The sequence below is a fragment of the Streptomyces sp. NPDC001868 genome, from assembly GCF_040297125.1.
GTDB lineage: Bacteria > Actinomycetota > Actinomycetes > Streptomycetales > Streptomycetaceae > Streptomyces.
In genome coordinates this window covers 1-20,523 of the sequence record NZ_JBEOYO010000085.1, presented here as the reverse complement: position 1 = coordinate 20,523, position 20,523 = coordinate 1, and the positions used below count along the sequence as shown (strand labels likewise).

15 protein-coding genes and 5 pseudogenes are annotated in these 20,523 nt (G+C 68.2%); 10 read left to right on the top strand and 10 right to left on the bottom strand.

Annotated elements, in window-relative coordinates:
* Positions 1-100: 100 nt before the first annotated feature.
* A complete protein-coding gene (locus ABT147_RS44650; protein WP_351417705.1) occupies positions 101-880 on the top strand; it encodes an NAD(P)H-dependent oxidoreductase in 780 nt (259 codons plus the stop codon).
* Positions 881-1,746: 866 nt separating this feature from the next.
* Here the strand turns inward: ABT147_RS44650 and ABT147_RS44645 are convergent.
* The 4 genes and pseudogenes from ABT147_RS44645 to ABT147_RS44630 all read right to left on the bottom strand — a co-directional run.
* A complete protein-coding gene (locus tag ABT147_RS44645; protein WP_351417703.1) occupies positions 1,747-2,088 on the bottom strand; it encodes a hypothetical protein in 342 nt (113 codons plus the stop codon).
* A gap of 40 nt (positions 2,089-2,128) precedes the next feature.
* Entirely contained in the window at positions 2,129-2,800 is a 672-nt protein-coding gene (locus ABT147_RS44640; protein WP_351417701.1) for a hypothetical protein, read from the bottom strand.
* Between the two features lie 170 nt (positions 2,801-2,970).
* A pseudogene (locus ABT147_RS44635) lies at positions 2,971-3,156 on the bottom strand (bifunctional metallophosphatase/5'-nucleotidase); the annotation flags it as partial.
* A gap of 129 nt (positions 3,157-3,285) precedes the next feature.
* Positions 3,286-3,615: pseudogene (locus ABT147_RS44630) on the bottom strand (transposase); the annotation flags it as partial.
* Between the two features lie 163 nt (positions 3,616-3,778).
* On the opposite strand from ABT147_RS44630, the gene ABT147_RS44625 reads away from it, so the two are divergent.
* The 4 genes from ABT147_RS44625 (at position 3,779) to ABT147_RS44605 (ending at position 8,680) form a co-directional block, all read left to right on the top strand.
* On the top strand, positions 3,779-5,374 hold the full coding sequence (locus tag ABT147_RS44625; RefSeq protein ID WP_351417699.1) for an IS4 family transposase: 1,596 nt from the start codon (positions 3,779-3,781) through the stop codon (positions 5,372-5,374).
* Between the two features lie 564 nt (positions 5,375-5,938).
* Entirely contained in the window at positions 5,939-6,973 is a 1,035-nt protein-coding gene (locus ABT147_RS44615; RefSeq protein WP_351417697.1) for an AraC-like ligand-binding domain-containing protein, read from the top strand.
* Positions 6,974-7,115: 142 nt separating this feature from the next.
* Positions 7,116-8,108, top strand: a complete 993-nt coding sequence (locus ABT147_RS44610; RefSeq protein WP_351417695.1) for an AraC-like ligand-binding domain-containing protein — start codon at positions 7,116-7,118, stop codon at positions 8,106-8,108.
* Positions 8,109-8,350: 242 nt separating this feature from the next.
* Entirely contained in the window at positions 8,351-8,680 is a 330-nt protein-coding gene (locus tag ABT147_RS44605) for a hypothetical protein (RefSeq protein WP_351417693.1), read from the top strand.
* A gap of 1,668 nt (positions 8,681-10,348) precedes the next feature.
* On the opposite strand, the gene ABT147_RS44600 is transcribed toward ABT147_RS44605, so the two are convergent.
* A complete protein-coding gene (locus ABT147_RS44600) occupies positions 10,349-10,771 on the bottom strand; it encodes a hypothetical protein (protein ID WP_351417691.1) in 423 nt (140 codons plus the stop codon).
* 203 nt (positions 10,772-10,974) lie between these two features.
* Here ABT147_RS44600 and ABT147_RS44595 point away from each other — a divergent pair, with 203 nt between their 5' ends.
* Positions 10,975-11,778, top strand: coding sequence for an 8-oxoguanine DNA glycosylase OGG fold protein (locus tag ABT147_RS44595; RefSeq protein WP_351417689.1), 804 nt, complete (start codon positions 10,975-10,977; stop codon positions 11,776-11,778).
* 350 nt (positions 11,779-12,128) lie between these two features.
* On the opposite strand, the gene ABT147_RS44590 is transcribed toward ABT147_RS44595, so the two are convergent.
* Together ABT147_RS44590 and ABT147_RS47520 are read right to left on the bottom strand one after the other, a co-directional pair.
* Complete coding sequence (locus ABT147_RS44590; protein WP_351417687.1) at positions 12,129-14,273, bottom strand: HEAT repeat domain-containing protein; 2,145 nt, start codon at positions 14,271-14,273, stop codon at positions 12,129-12,131.
* Between the two features lie 263 nt (positions 14,274-14,536).
* Positions 14,537-15,612, bottom strand: a protein-coding gene (locus ABT147_RS47520; RefSeq protein WP_502983279.1) for an IS630 family transposase whose coding sequence is annotated in 2 segments (ribosomal slippage) — positions 14,537-15,166 and positions 15,169-15,612 — 1,074 coding nt in all. Because the reading frame shifts where the segments join, the coding sequence is not laid out codon by codon here.
* 25 nt (positions 15,613-15,637) lie between these two features.
* Here ABT147_RS47520 and ABT147_RS44575 point away from each other — a divergent pair.
* A pseudogene (locus ABT147_RS44575) lies at positions 15,638-16,069 on the top strand (IS5 family transposase); the annotation flags it as partial.
* Between the two features lie 348 nt (positions 16,070-16,417).
* Here ABT147_RS44575 and ABT147_RS44570 read toward each other — a convergent pair.
* The 3 genes and pseudogenes from ABT147_RS44570 to ABT147_RS44560 form a co-directional block, all read right to left on the bottom strand.
* Positions 16,418-16,798: pseudogene (locus ABT147_RS44570) on the bottom strand (transposase family protein); the annotation flags it as partial.
* Positions 16,799-16,883: 85 nt separating this feature from the next.
* On the bottom strand, positions 16,884-17,651 hold the full coding sequence (locus ABT147_RS44565) for a hypothetical protein (RefSeq protein ID WP_351417683.1): 768 nt from the start codon (positions 17,649-17,651) through the stop codon (positions 16,884-16,886).
* 61 nt (positions 17,652-17,712) lie between these two features.
* Positions 17,713-18,953: pseudogene (locus tag ABT147_RS44560) on the bottom strand (IS110 family RNA-guided transposase).
* 547 nt (positions 18,954-19,500) lie between these two features.
* On the opposite strand from ABT147_RS44560, the gene ABT147_RS44555 reads away from it, so the two are divergent.
* The 3 genes from ABT147_RS44555 to ABT147_RS44545 all read left to right on the top strand — a co-directional run bounded on the left by ABT147_RS44555 (position 19,501) and on the right by ABT147_RS44545 (position 20,467).
* Positions 19,501-19,707, top strand: a complete 207-nt coding sequence (locus ABT147_RS44555; protein ID WP_351417681.1) for a hypothetical protein — start codon at positions 19,501-19,503, stop codon at positions 19,705-19,707.
* Positions 19,708-19,962: 255 nt separating this feature from the next.
* Positions 19,963-20,127, top strand: a complete 165-nt coding sequence (locus tag ABT147_RS44550) for a hypothetical protein (RefSeq protein ID WP_351417679.1) — start codon at positions 19,963-19,965, stop codon at positions 20,125-20,127.
* Between the two features lie 217 nt (positions 20,128-20,344).
* Positions 20,345-20,467 (top strand): hypothetical protein, encoded by a 123-nt coding sequence (locus ABT147_RS44545; protein WP_351417677.1) that lies wholly within the window; start codon positions 20,345-20,347, stop codon positions 20,465-20,467.
* Positions 20,468-20,523 lie beyond the last annotated feature (56 nt).

Below are 20,523 nucleotides of genomic sequence, written 5' to 3'. Positions count from 1 at the left end.
CTGCCGTTACCAGGAAGTCCCGTCCGATGGATGAGGAGCCCCTGAACGCCGGGCGGCGTGGCGCCCAGGATCGGAGGCATCCGATCCGAAGGAGTTCCCCATGAAGACGCTGATCGTCTACGCCCACCCGGAGCCGAAGTCGCTCAACGGCTCGCTGAAGGATCTCTCGGTGTCCACGCTGTTGAACGCCGGGCACGAGGTACGGGTGAGCGATCTGTACGCGATGAACTGGAAGGCGGTCGTGGACGCCGCGGACTACGGCCCCGAGGCCTCACGTCCGCTGAACGTCGCCCTGGACTCGGGCCGGGCCTTCGACTCCGGGACGCTCACCGCGGACGTCCTCGCCGAGCAGGAGAAGCTGCTGTGGGCCGACACGATCATCTTCCAGTTCCCGCTGTGGTGGTACACGATGCCCGCGATCCTCAAGGGCTGGGTGGACCGGGTGTTCACCTACCGCTTCGCTTACGGCGTCGGCGAGCACAGCGACACCAAGTACGGCGAGCGCTTCGGCGAAGGCACCCTCGCGGGCAGGAGGGCTCTGCTGTCGGTGACCGCCGGCGGGCCGGAGTCGCATTACGCCGCTCGCGGGATCAACGGCCCCATCGACGATCTGCTGTTCCCGATCCAGCACGGCATCCTCTACTACCCGGGCATCGAGGTGCTGCCGCCGTTCGTGGTGTACGGCGCTGACCGGATGACCGGCGAGGACTATTCGGACGTCGCCAAGGCCTGGGAACAGCGCCTGCTCACCCTGGAATCGACCGAGCCGATCGCATTCCGGCGGCAGAACTTCGGCGACTACGAGATCCCCTCGCTGCACCTGAAGGAGGGACTGGAACCGGTGGGCCGCACAGGTTTCGGGCTGCACGTGCGCGGCTGACCGCCAGCGATGGAACAGGACGAGCTGAGGCGCGGACCCGAGAGCAAGTCCGAGGGCCGTGGCGGCGGTGGCGGCCAGCTACCTGCGCTCGGCCACGGGCCACCCCCGCTCCACAGCTGAACCGGACCCGGCCTCGAGCCGCGCCTGACAGGCAGTCACGTCCGTCACCGCAACGGGCTGCGCCGCCCTCCTTCGGGGCGGTGCACCCCTGCGCCTTCAGTTCGGAGACCGGCGTGACGGCTCCCGTCCCTGGACACGAGCGCGCTTACGGGCGGGCCCGTCGGGTGCAGACAGCGTGCTGCTCATTCTCGTGAACATCGAACAGTCGCCGATCGAGGTGCCTCCGGAAGCGGTGTATATCTGCTGTCCATTCTCGTGGACAAAGCCAGCGCTGACCTCGGTGGTGCTCTGCTGAGTAGTGGCACGGTGGTCCACACGTCGGAAGGTCCTGTCGCCGGGCTGCAGCGCAGAGGCCGGGGCCACGGCCTGTTGCGGCCGAGGCCGAACACACGCGGTGAAGGGGGCCAGATGCGCAGGCTGTCGAGGTCGGCAACGGTCGGGGTGGGCGATCGGGTGCGGTTCGCCGGTCAGGTCCGGGCGGTGCTCGCGGTGTCCGCCTATGCGGTGACGCTGGCCGATGGAAGCGACTCGCCGCGGGACGTCCCGCTGGCCGTGCTGCTGGGTGATGAGAACTTCGAGGTGATGGGCAGTTCCGTGCGGTTGCCGCTGCCGCCGGTGTCGCTGCTGGAGGCGCTTCCGGAGCACGCGCGGGAGAAGGCTCTGTGGTGGGAGGGCGCCGAACCGAGGACACGCGAACCGCCGCCTGACCGAGAGCACCGGCCCCGGCCTGCACACCCGGCGGCGTCCTACGAAGGCGCGTTCCCCGCCCGGCTCTGCTGCCGCACCCGACGCCTCATGTCTCGGGCGGGGAACGCGACCGCGATCAGGACCGGGACCCCTGCGGCGATCCCGACCCAGAGAACGAGCGCGAGGTAGCCGTAGGCGGCGTTCCGCGTATCCTGGTCCGCCCATACGAGGAAGACGATGCTCACCACGAGCGCGACCGCCATGAGGGCGGCGACGACGACGGCGGTCCAGGTGAGAACGCCCGCCCACCGCCGGTAGGAAGCGGTGACCTCACGGGCCTGCGGTGGCGCGTACACGCCGGGCGGCCGGGGCCAGTGGGAGGGAGGCTGCTGGTCGGACATGGGACCAGTTCTACTGTGCGCGGCCCTGGAACACCATCCTTCACTTCTTCATGGCGTCCCACCTGATGGAGCTGAAGCTGCGCACCAGGGCGACCAGCGCGGCCCCGAGCCGCCAGTCCAGGTCCGGTTCGTGCAGGTGCAGCTTGTCGCCGCCGGACCTGAACTCCAGGGGCATCCTGCCGCCCGCACGCCATCGGATGCGCCGTGGGCCGCGCGCGGCACCGCCCACGCCCGGGGAGCTGTCGAAGACGGAGACGAGGACGATCAGCACCATCAGGGGCAGACACAGCCACCACACGAACCACCACACGATCCGGCCCTTGTAGCCCACCGCATCGGGGCCGCCGGGCGGGGTCACGGTCCAGCGCGTGCGAAGGCCCCTGCCTCGGAACGCCTTCTCGCGCACGATCGTGCCGATGTGCTCGCCGTGCGCGCCGAGGACCTGGAAGGTGGCGACACCGCCGGCGGCGGACTGGGTCACCACCGTGGCCACCCGCTCCCGGCGGTGTTCGTCGGCCCACAATACGAAGGCGCGGGCGCCGCTCTTGCGGGCCGCGAGATAGGCGGGTATGCCGCCCGGCGGCAGCTCGCGCTCCGGGTACGCGACCACCCGGGCCGGTCCCGAACCGTCGGTGAAGTCGATCGAATCCCTGACCGTCCCCGGATCCTGGACCCTTCCCCCGACGCTGTTCATCCTCAGTACGTTGCTCACCCGGCGGGCTCCTCAAGGGCTGCTAAGGGGGTGCGTCCAGCTATCAGCTGCCTACTCTATGGGCTGGATCCGGTCGGTCGGTCGGCCGGATCGGGCGGCCTGCCCGTGCGGGAGCCGACGAGAAAGGGGCGGCAGGCCCGCAGGCCCACCGCCCCTTCGTCCAGGGGGAGTTACTGGATGATCGTGATCCGGTCCGTCGCCGGCGGGGCCAGCGGTGCGGCGGCCGTGGAGTGGGCCGCCAGGTAGGCGTTGAACAGGTCCAGGTCGAAGGCGCCGACCAGCTTGTTCGTGCCCTGGCCGAGGGCCGCGAAGCCGTCGCCGCCGCCCGCGAGGAACTCGTTCATCGCGACGCGGTAGCCCATCGACGCTCCCGCTCTGCCGAGCAGCCGAGCGAAGCCAAATTGGGCAGCCCAGTCCTGGAGGTGCCCGCAGCAGCCGCCGTCGGCCCAGATCCGCGAAAGCCGCCGGAAGTGCTTCTTTGCCACGGGTAGCAGGATGCGGGCGGCGTCGCGGTCGGTCGTCGACGCTGGCGTGACCAGCACGTCCAGCAGGAGTCCGAGCGTGTCGGTGAGCAGGTGCCGCTTGCGGCCATTGATCTTCTTGCCGGCGTCGAAGCCGCGTGAGGTGTTGCCGACGGTGGCGTCTGCCTTCACCGACTGCGAGTCCACCACTCCCGCACTCGGCTCCTCCTCGCGGCTCTCAGCATCGCGGACGGCTCCGCGCAGCCGGTCGTGCAGCTCGGCCACCAGGCCCGTATCCCGCCAGCGGGCGAAGAAGGCGTACACACGCGGCCAGGGCGGGAAGTCGCAAGGCATCGCCCGCCACTTGATGCCGTTGTCGACGAGGTAGCGCACCGCGTCGATCATCCAATGCCACGTAGTTAAAGGCGAGTTGGCGCTGTCAAGGGCGAGGTGAGAAAGAGGAGACCTCTGCTATTCAGGGGATCGACCAAGATCTACCTGAGGAAGCAGAGGCCCTGTGGCTCAGTCTGTCACGGGCGGAACCGACGTGTTCGCGCCCGGTCATATCGGTGAGTTGACGCAGGTCATCCCACTCGAGCTGGTGGATGCGGTGCTGGACGAGACCGGGGCTCGCGAGCGACGACTGCGAAGTCTCCCCTCACGCGTCGGGGTGTACTTCGTACTCGCGCTCGGGTTGTTCGGGGATCTGGGAACCGGCCTGGTGTGGGGCAAACTCGTGGCCGGACTGACCGTCATGGTGCCGCGACCATCGGAGAAGGCACTTCGTGATCTCCGTCGGCGGGTCGGCGTGGCCCCGCTCAAGCGGCTGTTCGACGTGCTGGCCGGCCCGCTGGCCCAGCCGTCCACGCCCGGAGTGCGTTACCGCCGCTGGCGCACGGTCGCCTTCGACGGCTGTGGGAGCCTGAACGTCCCCGACCACGAACGCAACTGGTCCTGGCTCGGCCGAACCCAGCGCCGTCAAGGTCCAACGGGCTGCCCCCGGCTGATGCTCATGACTCTGTGCGAAACCGGCACCCGCGGCCTGATCGGCGCCGTCTTCGGCCCCGCCAGCAAGGGTGAAACCGACTACGCTCACGACCTGGTCGGCCACCTGACCTCGGACATGCTTGTTCTGGCAGACCGCGCCTTCGACAGCAACAGACTGCTGGTAGACATCGCGGCTCAGGGGGCCCAGTTCCTGATTCGCGCCACCAGCGTCCGACGCCCGCCGGTGCTGGCACTGCTGCCCGACGGCTCCTACCTGACCCGGATCGGTGACCTCTCGTTGCGAGTGATCGAGGCCGAGGTCCGCTCCTGTACCGCCGACGGCGGCGTGTTCGGCGGGACCTACCGCCTGCTGACCACACTCACCGACCACTCCAGCGACCCCGCCGACCACCTGGTGCATCTTTACCACGAGCGTTGGGAGATCGAGATCGCATACCTGGCGCTCCGTCACACCCTGCTCCAGGGGCGAGTCCTGCGTTCGAAGGACCCGGTGGGGCTGACGCAGGAGATGTGGGCACTGCTCACTCTCTATCAAGCCCTGCGCTCTGTCATGGTTACCGCGGTGGAGACAGCATCCGGCTGCGATCCCGACCGAGCCGCTTTCACCGTCGCTTTGGAAGCCGCCCGCGACACGGCCATCAGCTCAGCAGGAACCACTCCCCCCGCTGAGCCGATCATCGGTTGCGACCTGGTGGGACGCATCGGGGCCCGCGTCCTCCAGACGCTGCTTCCCGGCCGTCGGATGCGGCTGTCCTCCTCCCGCTACAACAACTGGAATCGCGATGGTCGATCTCGCGGCAGCACGTCGATCACGACCATCGAGATCAGTGTTCGTCCACCGAGCCTCACTGGCACGCGCGCCCGACACCGGACCGACTCCGGCCGCTGGGACAGGGTCTGCCAGATCTTGGCGATGAACTCCAACGAGTCCATGCACGCCCGTGAGATCGCACAACGCCTCGGCCTCACCGTTACGGGACGCATCCTCAGCGGCTTCAACGCGCAACTCTGCTACTGGGCCCGAAACGGACGGCTCATTCGTACGGCGCCGAGCACCTACAAGATCACATTCCCTGATGGCTTGACACCGCCAACTCGTCCTTAACTACGTGGCATTGATCGAGTATCGCCCGGTGGCAGTACGCCTCCGGCTGCCCGCCCCGACCCCGCATCCAGCCCGCCACCGGCAGCAGCGGCCGGACCACGGCCCACTCCGCGTCCGTCATGCCCGAGGGATACCGCCGAACACGTTCCGGGTGATCGGCCGCGTTCCCGAACCGGTGAGCGACACAATCACACGTCGGTGCAGCCGAGTTGAACTCCACCGGCGCGAGCGCGTACAACTGCGGCAACAGGGTCTCCTGGATCTCGGTTGGCTTCGCAACCCCGAGCTACCAAGAGGCCCTGTTCTCATGCACGCGACCGACTGCGGTCACCCGATCGAGACTCCCGTTCGACGCACACCACTCAAGATCGGAACGACAACAGCCACTAAGACCACCAGCTCCTGATCAGAAACACCGCCCCCGGACAGGAGCGCTCGCTGAGTTGGGCATCGAATGGGCGTGAACGGCCCGTCCGTCATGGTCCCTCTCGCCGTACACGCACAGAGCCGACCGCCCCTACCCTTCGATGGCTTGATGAGGACATGATGGGAGGGGGTGGTCATGTGATCGAGACCGTATTGCGCAGTGAGGACCTACCGGTAGCCGATCGCTTCGCGTGGTGGCGGGAGAGGACGTCACAGACACTCACGCCCACGGAAATCACCAGTGACCACGCCGACGACTTCCGCGCGTGCTTCCGGCTGCTGGACCTTGGGGCCGCTCAGGTGTCGGTGCTGTCGTATCCGTCTTTGCGCTCGCGTCGCACGTCGGCGCTGGTTCGTCGCTCCGATCCCGGGCTGTATCACCTGGCTTTGACACTGAGAGGCCGGCAGAGCATCTCCCGTTGTCGGCGTGACGCGTCGGTGGCGGTCGGGGATCTGTTGCTGTACGACAGCTCGCATCCGAGCGACGCCTCGGCCTTCCCCGACGACGGCGGTGCGGTCGAGGGAATCGTCGTGAATGTACCCCGTACGGCGATTCCCCTCCCTGCGGCGAAGGTGGACCGCCTTCTCGGGGCGCCGTTGCCGGGCGACAGCGGTATGGGGGCCCTACTGTCACAGTTCCTGATCCGCCTGGCACCTGAGTCCGACTCCTGCCGGCCGCAGGACGCCATACGTCTGGGCGGGCTCACCGTGGACCTGATCACCGCGTTCCTCGCGCACCACACGGACACCGAGGACAGCGTTTCACCCGAGAGCCGCCGGCAGGCGCTGCTGGCCGGTATCCACTCCTTCATCGAACGCAACCTCGCCGACCCCCAGTTGTCGCCCGGCGCAGTCGCGGCCTCCCACCACATCTCCGTGCGGTACCTGCACCGGCTGTTCCAGCCGCAGGGCGTCACCGTAAGCGCATGGATCCGGCAGCGGCGCCTGGAGCGCTGCCGCCGGGACCTCGCCGATCCCCAACTGTCCGACCAACCCATCGGCTTCCTGGCCGCACGCTGGGGCTATGTCCACGCTTCCGAATTCACCCGCGCATTCCGCAGGGCCTACGGCATCCCGCCGAGCACGTATCGGCAAGAAGTACTCCACAGCCGACAGTGCACCGACCGCCAACTCCGGGCATCCGGGGGACCGGGCGATCTGATGCCCAGGTAGCAGAAAACACGGCGGTCGGCAGGCCTGCGTTCGTTCGACGGTCAGCTCCCGCTTGGCGGTCGGTTGACGGGGTTGACCGGGGCCTCTGCGGACGTCCCTGAACCTGCGGGAACTGGCCCTCAGGGAGAGGACTGGCGGGACAATGATCTGGACGGCGTTTTCGACGGAACATCTGTCGGGAACCGAACGATTCGACTACTGGGAAGCGATGGTCTTCCAGGCGCACTTCCGCACCACGATGGCCAGCGATCACCTGGATGACTTCCTTGCCAGCTCCCAAGCACTGAACCTGGGCGACATCCAGACCTTCGCGCAAAGCTACCCGCCCATGCACGCGCGCCGGACCCCGGCGATGATCCGGCAGAGCGATCCGGAACTGTGCCAACTCTGGCTCACCGTCCGTGGGCAGGTCGGGCTCAGCCAGTCAGGTCGGCACGTCGACGTCGGCGAGGGCGATCTGGTCCTCTACGACTCCTCCCGACCCTGCCAGGCCCAAACCGCCGCACATGACCGCCCCGACGTCTCCTCACTGATCGTGCAGATACCCCGGGACAAACTGCCCCTGCACTCCAACACCCTCGACCGGCTCACCCTGACCCGCATCCAGGGACAGACAGGCATCGGCGCACTGTTCCGCCACTACCTCACCGACCTGATGAACCACGCACCCCAGTACGAGGAATGCGACGCGCCCCGCCTGGCAGGCATCACCCTGGACCTGCTCAGCACCATGCTCGCCCAGGCCGCCCGGACCTCAGACCTCCTGCCGATCGAAACGCAGCACACCGTCCTGCGCACCCGGATCAACGCGTTCATCCAGCAACACCTGGCCAACCCCGACCTCACACCGGCCGCCATCGCCGCCGGCCACCAGATCTCCGTCCGCTACCTCCACCGGCTCTACCAGGGCCAGGCGACGACGATCACCGACGGCATACGCCGCAGCAGACTGGAACACATCCACCGCGACCTGGCCGACCCCCGCCTCGACGCCCGGTCCATCAGCTCGATCGCCGCACGCTGGGGATTCCCAGAGCCCACATCTTTCAGCCGCGCCTTCAAGACGCTGTACGGCATCACACCCCGCGACCACCGCCACCAGACCCAGCACCGCAGGGCGAAGGCCATGCGCTGAATGCCAACAACCAGGCACGCAATGCCAACAACACGGTGAACACATCAGGCATGCTCACGCCAGATAGCGGGGAGACCGGCTCCCCAGGGTTACCAGGAGGACGTCTGATGCCAGGCTTGAGAGTTTCCCGCAAGGTACGGCGGACACTTAGCATTTCCCTCGCGGCCCTCGGTCTGTCGGCGGCCCTGAATCTGACCGCAGCGGCTCCGGCCAGCGCGGCAGTTCACAGGAACGAAAACGACGTGGCGATCATCCTGAACGACCTGCACGTAACGTGCATGGGGTGGACTGAGAATAAGAACCCCGACAGCGGCAACTCGGACATCAGGGCAGGGTTTCGTGCCGCTGCCAATAGCGGCGCGGGGTGTCAAGGCTGGCTGGAGCGCAAGCGCTTCAATCCCGACGGAACCGTCAAGTACAACTGGACGAGAGTGTCGGACTACGTGTTCTACCAGGACGGCGATCCCTGGAGATTCACCGGTTACCACTGGAATGGTACGGATGCAGGCTCCCGGGTCTGCGTAAAGCTCACAGCTACCGGCGAGCAGGGCTGTTCCTACGGCGTGTGGTAAACCGGCTCCGCCAGAATCACGAGACCCCGCCACCGAGATCTCCCGGCTCACCTTCGACAAGTTGCATCCGGCGCGGGTGACCCGCGAGACGTACACCAAGCCGTGGCTGCCCAAGCCGCTGGCCACCGGCGCGCTCGGCCCACTGGAAACGGGCCGAGCTGCGTGAATGTCACGCCCCCGGAGACAGCTCGGCAGGCATGCAGGCGAAGGCCGAGGGCCAGGAGATCCCGCCTGCCGAGCGGCGCCCGCGGCCACCAACGTCATCGACCTGCGCCCGCCGCCTCGCGCGATGAGCTGGAGAAGGAGGTCGAGCGTCTCCGCAACCGGGCCCAGCAGCGCAGGGCGAAGACCACGCGCTGAATGCCAACAACCGGGCACGCAATGCCAACAGCACGGTGAACTTGTCAGGCATGCTCACGCCAGAAGTGAAAGACCAATCGACCGCAGGAGTTCTTCATGCGCATGTCCGTCAGGCGTACGTTCGTCGGTGCGGCGGCTTTGGCCGCAGCCGTCGTCCTTGGATCCGCCAGCTCCGCGAGCGCATGGTACGGAGGCGCCCACATAACGGTCAGCACCAATACTCAGTGGGGTGGCTGGGTCGACGGGAATGGCCCGGACAGCTACAGAGCCGTGGGCGTATGCAATAACGGATCATACAAAGCGGGCGTGACCCGATGGGCCGGAGACCGCAGGGGATCCTTTGTCACCTGCAGTTCAGGGTTCAACTGGAAGACCTTCGACCTGATCCCCGCATAATTCACCTGGGGAGAGTCACAACCGTCGACAGCGAGACGGAGCCCGTGCTTGTGAAGCTGGGTGTGTGGGTCCAACACCAAATCGAGGCGAGACCTGCTTACCCAGGAACAGCTCGACGCGCTGCGCGACAGCCCGGGCCGCAGTGACCTGGGCTGTCGAGCTTGTACCCGCTCCGGCTTTGGAGGTGACGGCAGCTTGTGTGGCTTCCTCGTGGGGGGGGGGCGGAGCTACGGAGCCGAACTGGTCGAAGAACCCACTCAGCATGAGCTTGGCTGCCTGTGGGTCCACAAACTCGGCGCCGCCAAACCGGTACACCTCATACCCCTGAAGACGGATCCGCCGATCTTCTCGGACCATGTCGGCGTATAGGTCGGGTGCGGCCTTCCCATCACGCGAGTAGTGCTCCTTCCCGTCCAGCTCGAGAACGGCCCGCCGTGTCCTGATGAGAAGGCAGAATCCGGGCACCGGAGCGGAGGGCAGCGGGAAGCCGCTGGCGGCGAGGACGGTCTCAGGGCTGCCGAGCTGCAGGAGGGGCCAGTACTCCGGAGAGCGCAGGCCGGCCGCGAGGTCGGGGGCGGCGAAGGCGCACTGCCCTCCACCGCAGTCGGCTCGGCCCGGTACCGGGCGCCCAGCAGGCTGTGGCGCTCGTCCTCACACTCGACGTCCACCACGCCGTTAGGGCGGTAGGTGGCCCGCATCGTCCATCTGCACATCGGACACGCTGCCCACAGGTCGCCGAACTGCCGCGTCGGGGAGGCATCTCAGGCTGCAGGCGCTCCTGAAGTGGGGCGGAGGCGGGGGTGTGGGCGGGCGCGGGCACGACCGGGTGGGCGGCGCCCTCGATGACGGTGGTCAGGGCGGGCCACGGGGGCAGACAGGTACAAGCCGTTGCAGCGGCCTCGGGGTGGTCGGTCATGCAGACTCGGGTGTGGCCGGAGGTCGGGTGCGGCGACTGTCGGGCGTGCGGCCGATCCCGCGGGCGACGGTCTCGATCTCACTGCTGCCGTAGGCGGTGCGGATGCCGGAGGGCGTCATACCGCTGGTCTGGGCGAGGGGTTCAAGCTTGTAGGGGCGGTCCCCGTGGAACTCACGTCCGTAGGCCAGGAGATGGCGGATCTCGCGGTCAGCGGCCTCACGGGCGGCGCGGGCGTTGCCGAGAGCAACAAGCAGGGGGTCTTCCCGAAGGCCGTCGCACTGGGCCTCAAGGGCGAAGGCGTAGTCCTCGCGGGCCTGTTCGGCCTCCTCGCGGGCCTCGGGGTAGAGCTCCTCCGGCGTGACGTCACCTGGCTGCGGCAGGGGGATGCGGATGGCTGCGATGTCACCGATCAAATCCATAATGCGGTTCTCGCAGAACTTTACGATGAACGCAAAAGATCTCCTGTACGCATCCGGGTGAGGTGGGCCGAGTGGAGGGCCGTATCATGCCCAACGCTGCCGGAGCGGCGGGGGCGTCAACTGCCGTCGGCCGCATTAGTTGTGGGGTCGACAGCAACACATGCGGGTCGCCGGCCCCGTCGCAGAAGAACGGCAGGGGGAACGTGAACAGACAAGAGTGCGCGGACGCGGTGGACCAGGAGATGGCCGCGCGGCTGCTACCCGGTGCCGCAGTGACGGCTCTGGGCCGCTGGTGGAAGGAGAACGCGGCAACGTATACGGACGGGACGCCGGGCGCGCACACCATCCGCTACACCCCCAGCCGGTGGGCGCAGATCACTCCGTGGCCCTCGGGTCTGGCTCACCCTTCCCACACCGGTGATGCCGGAATCAGCCGGGCAGAGGTGGCCTTGGCCGTCGCCGACGCGCTACGGCGCGAGGCCTTCCGCGAGGCCCTCGTGGCGACCTACGTGTGGGGGAAGGGAAAGCGCGGCACACCGCGTGGCAGCGGGCCGGTCACGCTGCAGAGGATCCTGGACGCCGAGGGCCTGGACGCGGCCCTGACCCTCGCGGTCAGCACGCTCGGCAAGCTCGGCTCACGGCAGGCGTACGCGGTGCTGCATCAGCGGATTCCCGAACTCGGGCCGTCCTTCTTCACCAAGTTCCTGTACTTCGCAGGCGTGACACTGCTGTCCGCGCAGGGCCCGAGACCGCTCGTCCTCGACCGTGTTCTGTCCCTGCGGATGCGGTCCCTGGCGGCCGCAGTCGGCAGGGAGACAGGCCACGACCCCGACGGCTCGGTCGCTGCCTGGGTGTGGGCGGACTGGAACTGGTCGCCCCACCGCTACGAGGTCTACCTCTCCTTCATGCACGCAGCCGCCCGTCAGATGGCCTCCACCGGCGCCTGGCCGCCCAGGGGAGCCCCCGACCTGCTCGAATGCGCGCTGTTCAACGCCGGATGGGAGTGATCCCCCTCTCCCCTGCTGGCTGGGGTGTTGCCCAGCCGCCGGGTCATCCGCTCCAGGGGACGCGCGCAAGGACGAGTCCGCGGACCTCGGCGGCGCCGGATGCCCGGAGCCGGAGTGCGACCTGCTGAAGCTGCGACCCGCTGGTGAAGACGTCGTGACGAGCAGAATCGTGGCTGCCTTGATGTCGCTCGTGTCGTCGGCCCATGGGAGGGCAGCCGCGTGTGCGGCTGCGGCCGATCGTTTGTCGTCCAGGCTCCGGTTTGCAGATCGGGGCGTCTCGCTCCCTTTGACCGCGCGTTCGGCGGCGGTGCCTGGGGCGCGCGGCGGGGTGTGCTCGGTGCCGGCCCGGGTCAGGGGCAGCCGGAGCGCGTCGTCGTGGGCGAGGTGGGCGGACCAGCCGGCGCCTGGGGGTCGAGCCGGGCGATGAGGGTACGAGTGACCTGCTGGAGTTCCTCGTCGTGGTCGATGCTCTGGAACCTGCCGCCGCGCCGGGGCTGGGCCAGTTGCTCGCGGAGCAGGGGCAGGGCCGGTGCCGCGAGGGGGCCCATGCGGTCCAGGCAGTTCACGACGTGGTTGGCCGTTGCCGGGTTCTTGGCCATGGCCTGCAGCAGGGCGTCCAGGACTGGCGGTGCCTCGGCCTCGCCGGCGATCTCCCAGAGTGCGGCCGCGCAGTGCACCCGGACCCATTCGTAGTCGTGTGTCAGGAGGCCTCGCAGGCGCGGCAGTGCGATGGAGGCGGGCGGGCCTATCTCGCCGAGCACGTCAGCCGCGTCACTGATCCGGAAGGTGATCGGGTCGTCGAGGAGGCCGAGCAGGAGCGGCATGACCTCGGTCAGGTCACCGCCGGTGGCCCACAGCGCGGCGACAGCGGCGGGTTGTACGTGCGCGTCGGTGGCGGTGGTCAGCGACCGGATCGTGTCCCGTGCTCCGGTTGCCGCCGGGCCGAACGCCCTCAGTGCTCTCAGGGCTGATCGCGTGATGCCGTGCTGCTCATGGCGCACCGCAGCGCCGAGCGTGTCCACCACTGCAGGAACCGAGGCCGGATCGCCGAGGGCGGCCAGGGCGGTCAGGATCGCGTCGGCACTCATCTCGTTCCGCTGCTGGGAGAGGTCGAGCCGGTGCAGGTGGTCGCGGAGCCGGGGCGCCAACTGGTCCGCCGCCTGCGGCAGATGCCCTGCGCACTGAATCGCACGCCAGGCGTCGACGCCGCTGTCCAGCGCGGCCAGCAGACTCGGCAGCGCGCGAGTGTCGCCGAGGCGCGCCAAGGCCCGGACGGCCTCCTGGTGGCTTCTGCGCAGCAGCATGTCGGGGGCCGCCCATACGTGAGGGCCGTGCGCCGCGCGTTGGGCGTCGATGTGCGCGGCGAGAGCCTCCCGGACCGGGGCTGCGATCGCGTGGCATGCCTCCAGGACGGCCGCAGCCTCGGCGGCGACCTCCTGGTCGGCCGAGGTGAGCTGGCCGGCGACCAGCAGGAGGAGCCGGGTGTGATCCCCGCGCCAGGTGCGTATCAGCTGGCCGCTCATACGGACCGCGTCCAGGCGCGAGCCGGGGTCGGGGCTGCTCAGCTGCTCGGCCAGCACCGCGGTGCGCTCGGGGACCCGGGCTCCCAGGGCTTCGTGGAACGTACGCAGCAGGGCTGTGGTCGGTGCGTACACGCGCGTGTGCCGGTCGAGGTCCTCGAAGGCGGCGACGATCTGGGGCGCGACTGTGTCCGTGGGTGCCGCCGGGCGGCTCGGGGCCGGTGCGATCGGCCGCACGGGTATGGCGTGGGCAGTCTCGCGCAGCAGGCCGATGGCGACCGGTACGGCGTCCTCGCCGATCTCATCCGGGGCGCAGCGGGCTCGCTGGACCACGGCCGCGAGCCGGGTCACCGGGTCCCGGGCCGGGTCGGCGGCGAGCCCGGAGAGCCAGCCCATCACCTGTTGCGTGGCCGTCGGCAGGCGCAGTGCCAGGGTGGCCGCCGCCTGAACGATCCGCAGCCGCGCCGCGATACCTTGCTCGGCGGCCAGCCGCTCGCGCAGCACGGCGGCGGCCCGGTCGGCGTCGTCGAGGAAGAGTCCGAGCCCGCCGATCGCGGCCAGGCGCACGTCCGGGTCGGGGTCGCGGGCGAGTTCGGCGAACTGCGCACCCCGCTCGCGCAGGAAGGCGACGGCCTGCACGTAGCCCGACGGGGGGTAGTACTCGATCTCGGTGCCGTCGTCCTCGAAACCCCGCTCGAGGGACTCCCGGCCGATGCTGACCAGCAGCGCGACGACGGCGGCCCGCTCGGGCGTGGTGCCGTCGGCGGCTAGCTCGAACAGGAAGGGCAGGCTGGCTGCCGTGCACGGGTACACGTCGCCCTGATGGTGGACCGCGCCGTAGAAGCGGTCGAGGGCCTTGCGGCGTTCCTCGGTGTGCGGGGAGCGCAGCGCCCACAGCAGTGCTGGTACCTCCTCGGCGGTGCCGTACGCGTGCTCCAACGATGCCCAGTCGATGTCATCAAGTCCCTCGAACATGATCCGAACCATGCCAGACGGCACTGACATTGATGCTGATACTCGGGTTCTGGTGGTCGTGACTCGGGCACTGACTGACGTCCTGCTGGGCTGTCCTGCGGCTGTTCTGTCCGGCTGCCGGGACCTGTTCTGACTTGTTCAATTGAGAAGCCGTTGCAGTACCGATCATGTTGAGCGCGAGTTCGACTATGCCGACTCGGTCGTGTGATCTTTCAGCTGGCTTGGCATGGATGGACGTCCTTGCCGTTACTGACCTTGGCGGATTAGCTTCGGGTGCCGGGGTTGAGGGTCAGGCCGGTTTCGGTGAGGCAGCCGTCGATGAGTTCCGGGTGGCGCTGGATGTGGGCGAGGCCTCGGCGGAGAGTGCGGGTGAGGTGGTCAGGGTCGGTGAATGCGGTGTTGGCCATCGGGCCTCGCCGTAGCAGGGACCAGACCCCTTCCACCGGGTTCAAGTCCGGGCTGTAGGAGGGGAGCTGGACGATCGTGAGCCAGTCGTGGCCCGCGGCGTAGTCACGCAAACCAGCGGTGCGATGGGAGTTGAGATTGTCCCAGACGACGATGATCGGGGCGCCGAGCTGCAGGTGCGCGCGGACCAGGAGGTCGCGGTAGTCCTGCCAGGCGAAACTCTTGCGCGCACCCTTCAGCAGTGAGTGGAAACGGGGCCGGTAGATCATCCGGGATCTCTCGCCGGGCCGGTAGCAGCACGTCGCGGCGATCGAGATCCGGCGTCGGGAGCGTCCGCGCACCCGGACCACGGGCGTGTGTCCGCGCCGACCCCAGGTGCGGGCGCGTGGCGGCGTCATCGCGAATCCGGCTTCGTCCTCGAAGACGATCCAGGCCCCGAGCGCCGCCGCAGTGCTTCCACCTGCGGCCACACGTCCTTCTTCCACAGCCCGACGGCGTGTTCGTCGCGCTCGAGCGCGCGACGGGACGGACTCTGCCAGGACCAGCCGTGCCGGTGCAGCAACCGCCAGACTCCCGCAATCGAGCAACTGACCTGGAACCCGCGGCCGATCAGGGTCCTGACGCGTTCCAGGGTCCACCGCTGGTCCTCCCAGCCATGCGACGCCGGCCCCTTCGCCAGTTCCTCCTCCAGCAGAGCGAACCGCTCATCCGACAGCTTCGGCAGCTTCGCGGGCCCCTTCGACCTCAGACCCTGCAGACCGCCCTCACGCCAGTTGCGCCGCCACTGCTCGACTGAACGCTCGCTCACCCGGCAGTCCTTGGCGATGTCCGACGTTCTGTCACCGCGCTCGAACCTACGGCCGGCTTCCATCCGGATCCGTTCACGCGCAGCCCGCCGCTCAGCAGTCAGGCCCCCACCATCCGCATACCGCATAACACCGGCATACCGCAGGGATCAACCAACGTCACCACCCGAAGGCAAGCCGAAAAGGTCAGTAATCGTCGACCGCCACGGCACCCCGCTCACCGGCGGGAACCGACATGACGTCACCCAGTTGCTGCCGCTGCTGGACGCCGTCCCAGCGATTCGGGGCCTACGAGGACGCCCCCGCCGCAAGCCCCGACGCCTGTACGCCGACCGGGGCTACGACTTCGACAAGTACCGCCGTCTGCTGTGGAAGCGCGGCATCAAGCCGGTGATCGCCCGACGCGGCGTCGCGCACGGCTCCGGACTGGGCAAGGTGCGCTGGGTGGTCGAGCGCGCCTTCGCCTGGCTGCACCAGTTCAAGCGGCTCCGCATCCGCTACGAACGACGAGCCGATCTCCACCAGGGCCTGCTCGAACTGGCCTGCTGCCTCATATGTCTTCGCCGCCTCCGAACTTCATTCTGAAAGATCAGTAAGGGGCGGTGACGCACCGGAGTCGGTAGGAGGGTGGCGAAGTCGGGTTCCTGCCCTTCCGGGCTGAACTCAGGTGAGGTCAAGGTGACGCTCACCCCAGTCCGGTGCCTCCATAAGGAGCAATGCTCAGGACTTGTGGATCAGTCCTGGGCGGGGACGCGGAGGGCGTACCTTCCCGAATGATCCTGTGATGGTCACCGAGTAGGCCCGCGTTCACAGCGCGGGTCGGGAAGGCACGCCCGTGCTGAGCGTAGTGAATGCCGACGGCTCCACCGAGTCCGGCTCCCTGATCGACGATGGCGCTGCCAATGCGGTTGAGCGGGAGGCGTCCTTGGGGGCGTCCGCGTCGATGACGACCTGATGGTTGGTGGAGTACCGGTAGTTCTTCGACCGCTCCGCGATGATGTGGTCGCGGGTAGAGACCAGGGTGCCGTCCACGATGAGCACGGTGTCCTTGGCGAACCGTTTGCGGGGCCGAAGAGCGAGCATCGGCCCAACGTGGGCGATGATCCGGTCCGCCGCCGACTTCGAGACCCCGAACAACGGGGCCAGCTGCCGCATCGTCAGGTTGGTGCGCCAGTACGCGGCGACCAGCAGCGTCCGTTCCTCCAACGCAAGGCTCCACGGCCGGCCCCTGCGGACCGCGTCCGCACCTGCGCGACGCAGTACCGTCACCAGCTTCCCGAACTGCCGCGGGCCCAGCCCGGAGAACGGGGCTATCCAGACACCTCACGGCGCCAAGCCGTCAAGTCGGGGCAGCGGGCACGAGCTCACTGTTCGATTTCGAGGGCCCTGCCGGTGGTCATCAGAGAGCGTCCCTGGTGTGGCCTCGTGCGAAGTCCCATGGGGCGGGTGCGTTGGCGGCCGCGTACTCGTCTGCGATGCCGAAGACGCTCCCGCATCCTGGGCATTCCGACTGGCCGAACAGGTGCGTCAGACCCCAGGCGAGCCGTTGCTGGCCATCCCGTACGGCCGACTCGTGCAACATCCTCCCGGTGCCGGTCAGCTCGTGCGGGACGGCCGGCCGGAGCGGGACCTGGTGGACATCCCCCAGATTCCAGTCGCGGATCGAGGAGTAGCAGCCGTAGTCGCCGACCGCGATCGTCACCGGTGCGTCGCAGTGCGGACAAGCGACAGTGACGAAGGAATCGGTGAAGTCGTCCAGGGCCTCGAACCACAAGGTCTGGCCGTCGAACGCGAGCATGGCCCGCAGCCGGCTCAGGTAGATCTTCCCGTCTAGGCCAGACCGCAGCCGGGCGGCGGCCAGGGCGCGAAGCTCGGCCAAGGTCTCCGCATAGCGGGCGACTTCTTCGTCGGCGCCGTGAGGTTGAAGGAGGCCACCCGCTATGGCTCCGGCCAGATCGAGCGCCCAGTCTCCGGCGCCCTCGGTCTTCGCGATGTCCGCCAGCTGCGGCAGTGCGGCGATGCTCGCCGGGGTGATCGTTCCCTGGTGGCACAAGCGCCCCCAAAGCCCGTCGATGGCCTCCTGGTCACGACCGATGGCTCGGTCCAGCAGTCCGGGTATCGCGTGGGCTGGGCCGTAGGCGTCGTGGAGTGTGGACCAGTCGATCATCCGGTGATTCAAGCACGCTGCGGAGCGACCTCCTGGGGCGGTGAGTCGTGAGCGGGATCACCTACGCCACCGCCAATGCTGGGGCCTGCGGCGCCGGGAACGCGGTGTGCTCATCGAACAGGCGGCGGTTCTCTTGAGGCAGTGGTGGAGCTGGCCCAGCATCCGGTTGAACAGATTGCGCTGGCCAGCGGCGTGCCAGTCTCCGTGGTCGTCACGTCGCCGCCGGTAGTGGGCTTTGGCACCGGGCGACGCAGTGATCGCTGAGAACGCCCAGAGGTAGCCGGCGTGGTTGAGCCGGTCGTTCTTCACCCATCGTCTGGTGATGCTGGACTTCTTGCCGGAGGCCCGGGTGACGGGTGAGGCGCCCGCGTAGGCCTTCAGGCCGCGGGCATCCGCGAAGCGGGAGCGATCGTCTCCGATTTCGGCCAGCACCCGGGCGGCAAGCTGGATACCGAGGCCGGGGAAGCTGAGGATAATTTCGGAGTCCGGGTGCTGCGGAAACGCCTCCTCGACGGCCTGGGCGAGGTCGGCGGCGGCGGTGCAGGCGGCCGTGAGCTGTCCGAGTAGGGCGAGCGTCTGCTTGCCGAGCGCGTCCTCGACAAGCTCGGGCTGACGGGCCCAGTCGGTGCGGAATGCCTCGCGCAGCCGCTCGACGTCCGACTCGATGCCGCGCTTGCGGCCCGCACGCTTGAGAGCCGCCGTAATCTGGGTGCGAGTCAGGCTCGCGGCCTTGGCCGGTGTCGGCGCGAGCTTCATCAGCTCGCGGGCCTCCGGTCGGCACAAGCCGTTGTCCCACTTGGCGAAGGCCTCCAGAGCGGCGGGGTAGTACTCGCGCAGCAGCGAGCGGAGCTGGTTGGCGACCTGCTGCCGGTTCCAGACCGCGTCCTGCTGAGCGCGGGCCAGTACGGCGATGGCGCGGGCCAGGTCGCTGTCGTTCGGCAGCGGCCGGTGGGCATGCATATCCGTGCGCAGGATGTTCGCCAGGACTAGGGCGTCGCCGGGGTCGGACTTCTTGCGGGAGACCGCGTGCCGGTCGCGGTAGCGGGCGGCAGCCATCGGGTTGATCGCGAACACCTTCCGCTTGCCTGCCCGCAGCACCGCGACCAGCAGACCGCGGGAGGTCTCGATCGCGACCGGAATCGGGGTCTCCTCCGTGTCGTCGTACTCGGCGAGCAGATCCATCAGGCTCCTGTAGCCGGCCGCGTCGTCGGTGATGTGTCGCTTCGCAAGTAGCTGGCCGGTGTCGTCGACCAAGGCGACGTCGTGTGTCCTCTCGGCCCAGTCGATGCCGCAGTAGATCAACCTTTCCTCCTCAGAGGTGCGGTGTTTGCGCTGGTTGCGAGCGCATGCGGGCCACGCAGCGACCTAATTCCAGGACTCGACCATCCGGTCGGTCCGCCACCTCACTAGCCGTTCGTGGCACCAGCGCACCCCACGGGCCCCGGTCTTCTCGGGAGCTCTGACGGCTCTGGAGTATCAGGAGGTCACCGTGCGGCGGGCTCGCACCACCAACACCAACGAGTGATCAAGCGGACAGTGTTGACAGTGGTGGCGACCTCGAAGACACCGAGCGCCGCCGCTCTGGATAAAGGGATCGAGTGCCCAGACGGCTCCAGGCGTACGGTCGGTGCCCGCGAGGCTGCCACCACCTGCACTGTGGAAGGCCGGGATGACAGGGCATCGGCCCCCGGCGCTCGAACGGACTGGTGGCAACCCCCGGCTCCCACGGCCCGTCACCAAGGAATTAGGACGGCTCCGAAGCCGTGATCACACCAGTCACACCAAGATCATTTCAGCCTCCCTATCATCCGTTCCATGGAGATGAGCACCGGTGAGGGGGCCGATAGAGATGACCGCAGCACGCATGGCAGCCGCCGTGCTGGCCACATGGGCCACGCTGATCTTGCTGCTACTCGCGCCGTCGCCTCTGCCAGAGCATTGGCGCTACTACATCTACTCTCCGGCGAGCGTGGGCCTGTGGATGCTGACCATGCTCGTTGCCCCTGTCGTGGTCTGCATCGTGAACTGGCCATGGATCAAGTCGGGCGGCAGGTGAACCTCGACCTGCATACGAGCCCGCGGACTACCCCTTCACGCCTGATCGGCAATTATGGGACGGCCCTTAGCGACAGCAATCGGAGCGGCGGCGCTGGCGGCCACCGGCATGACGGCCACCGCCGTCGCTGCGGACGCCGGAGCGGCCACCGCGCCGCAGTCCCAGAGCGTGGGCATCCAAGGCAGCCGGGTGGAAACGTGGACTAACGGGAACGTCAGGTACGGACCGTCTACGGACTACGGAATCAATTACACCGTGGCCGCAGGATTCGTTTCGTACGGCCTTTGTTGGAAGCACGGCGGTTGGGTCAACGCCCATGGCGTCTCCCACGACAAGTGGGTCAAGCTCGACGACAACGCGTGGATCTGGGACGGCCTGCTCAAGGGCAACGAGACCGGCGGCGTCGACAGCTACTGCTGACCATCGCAGACCCACTGGGGATCCGGTGCCGGGCGTTGAACGCCGCGGTGCCGAAGAGGGCCCAGGCCTGCCGGAGTATCCGTCCGGTGGGCCTGGGCTCTCTTTGGCGTGGGTGTCGGTTGTGCGGAGCCTGCTTCAGGCCACGGTGCGACGGCCGGGGCTTTCCTGCCGGATGGAAGGCTGGTCGGCGGGGCTGGCGCCTCGGCATCGCCTTCACGTGCGTGTCGCCTCGCCCCGCCTCTGCCTGCCGCCGCTGCCCGTGGTGATCTGGCCGGAGCCGTCCGGCCTCGGCGACCAGGGCCGGCGGGACAATCAGGACGTACGCGGCGGACCGCACTAGGAGACCCGCACCCTCGTCGCGTGGACGGCGGGGCGGCCGTTCGTATGGGTTGACGA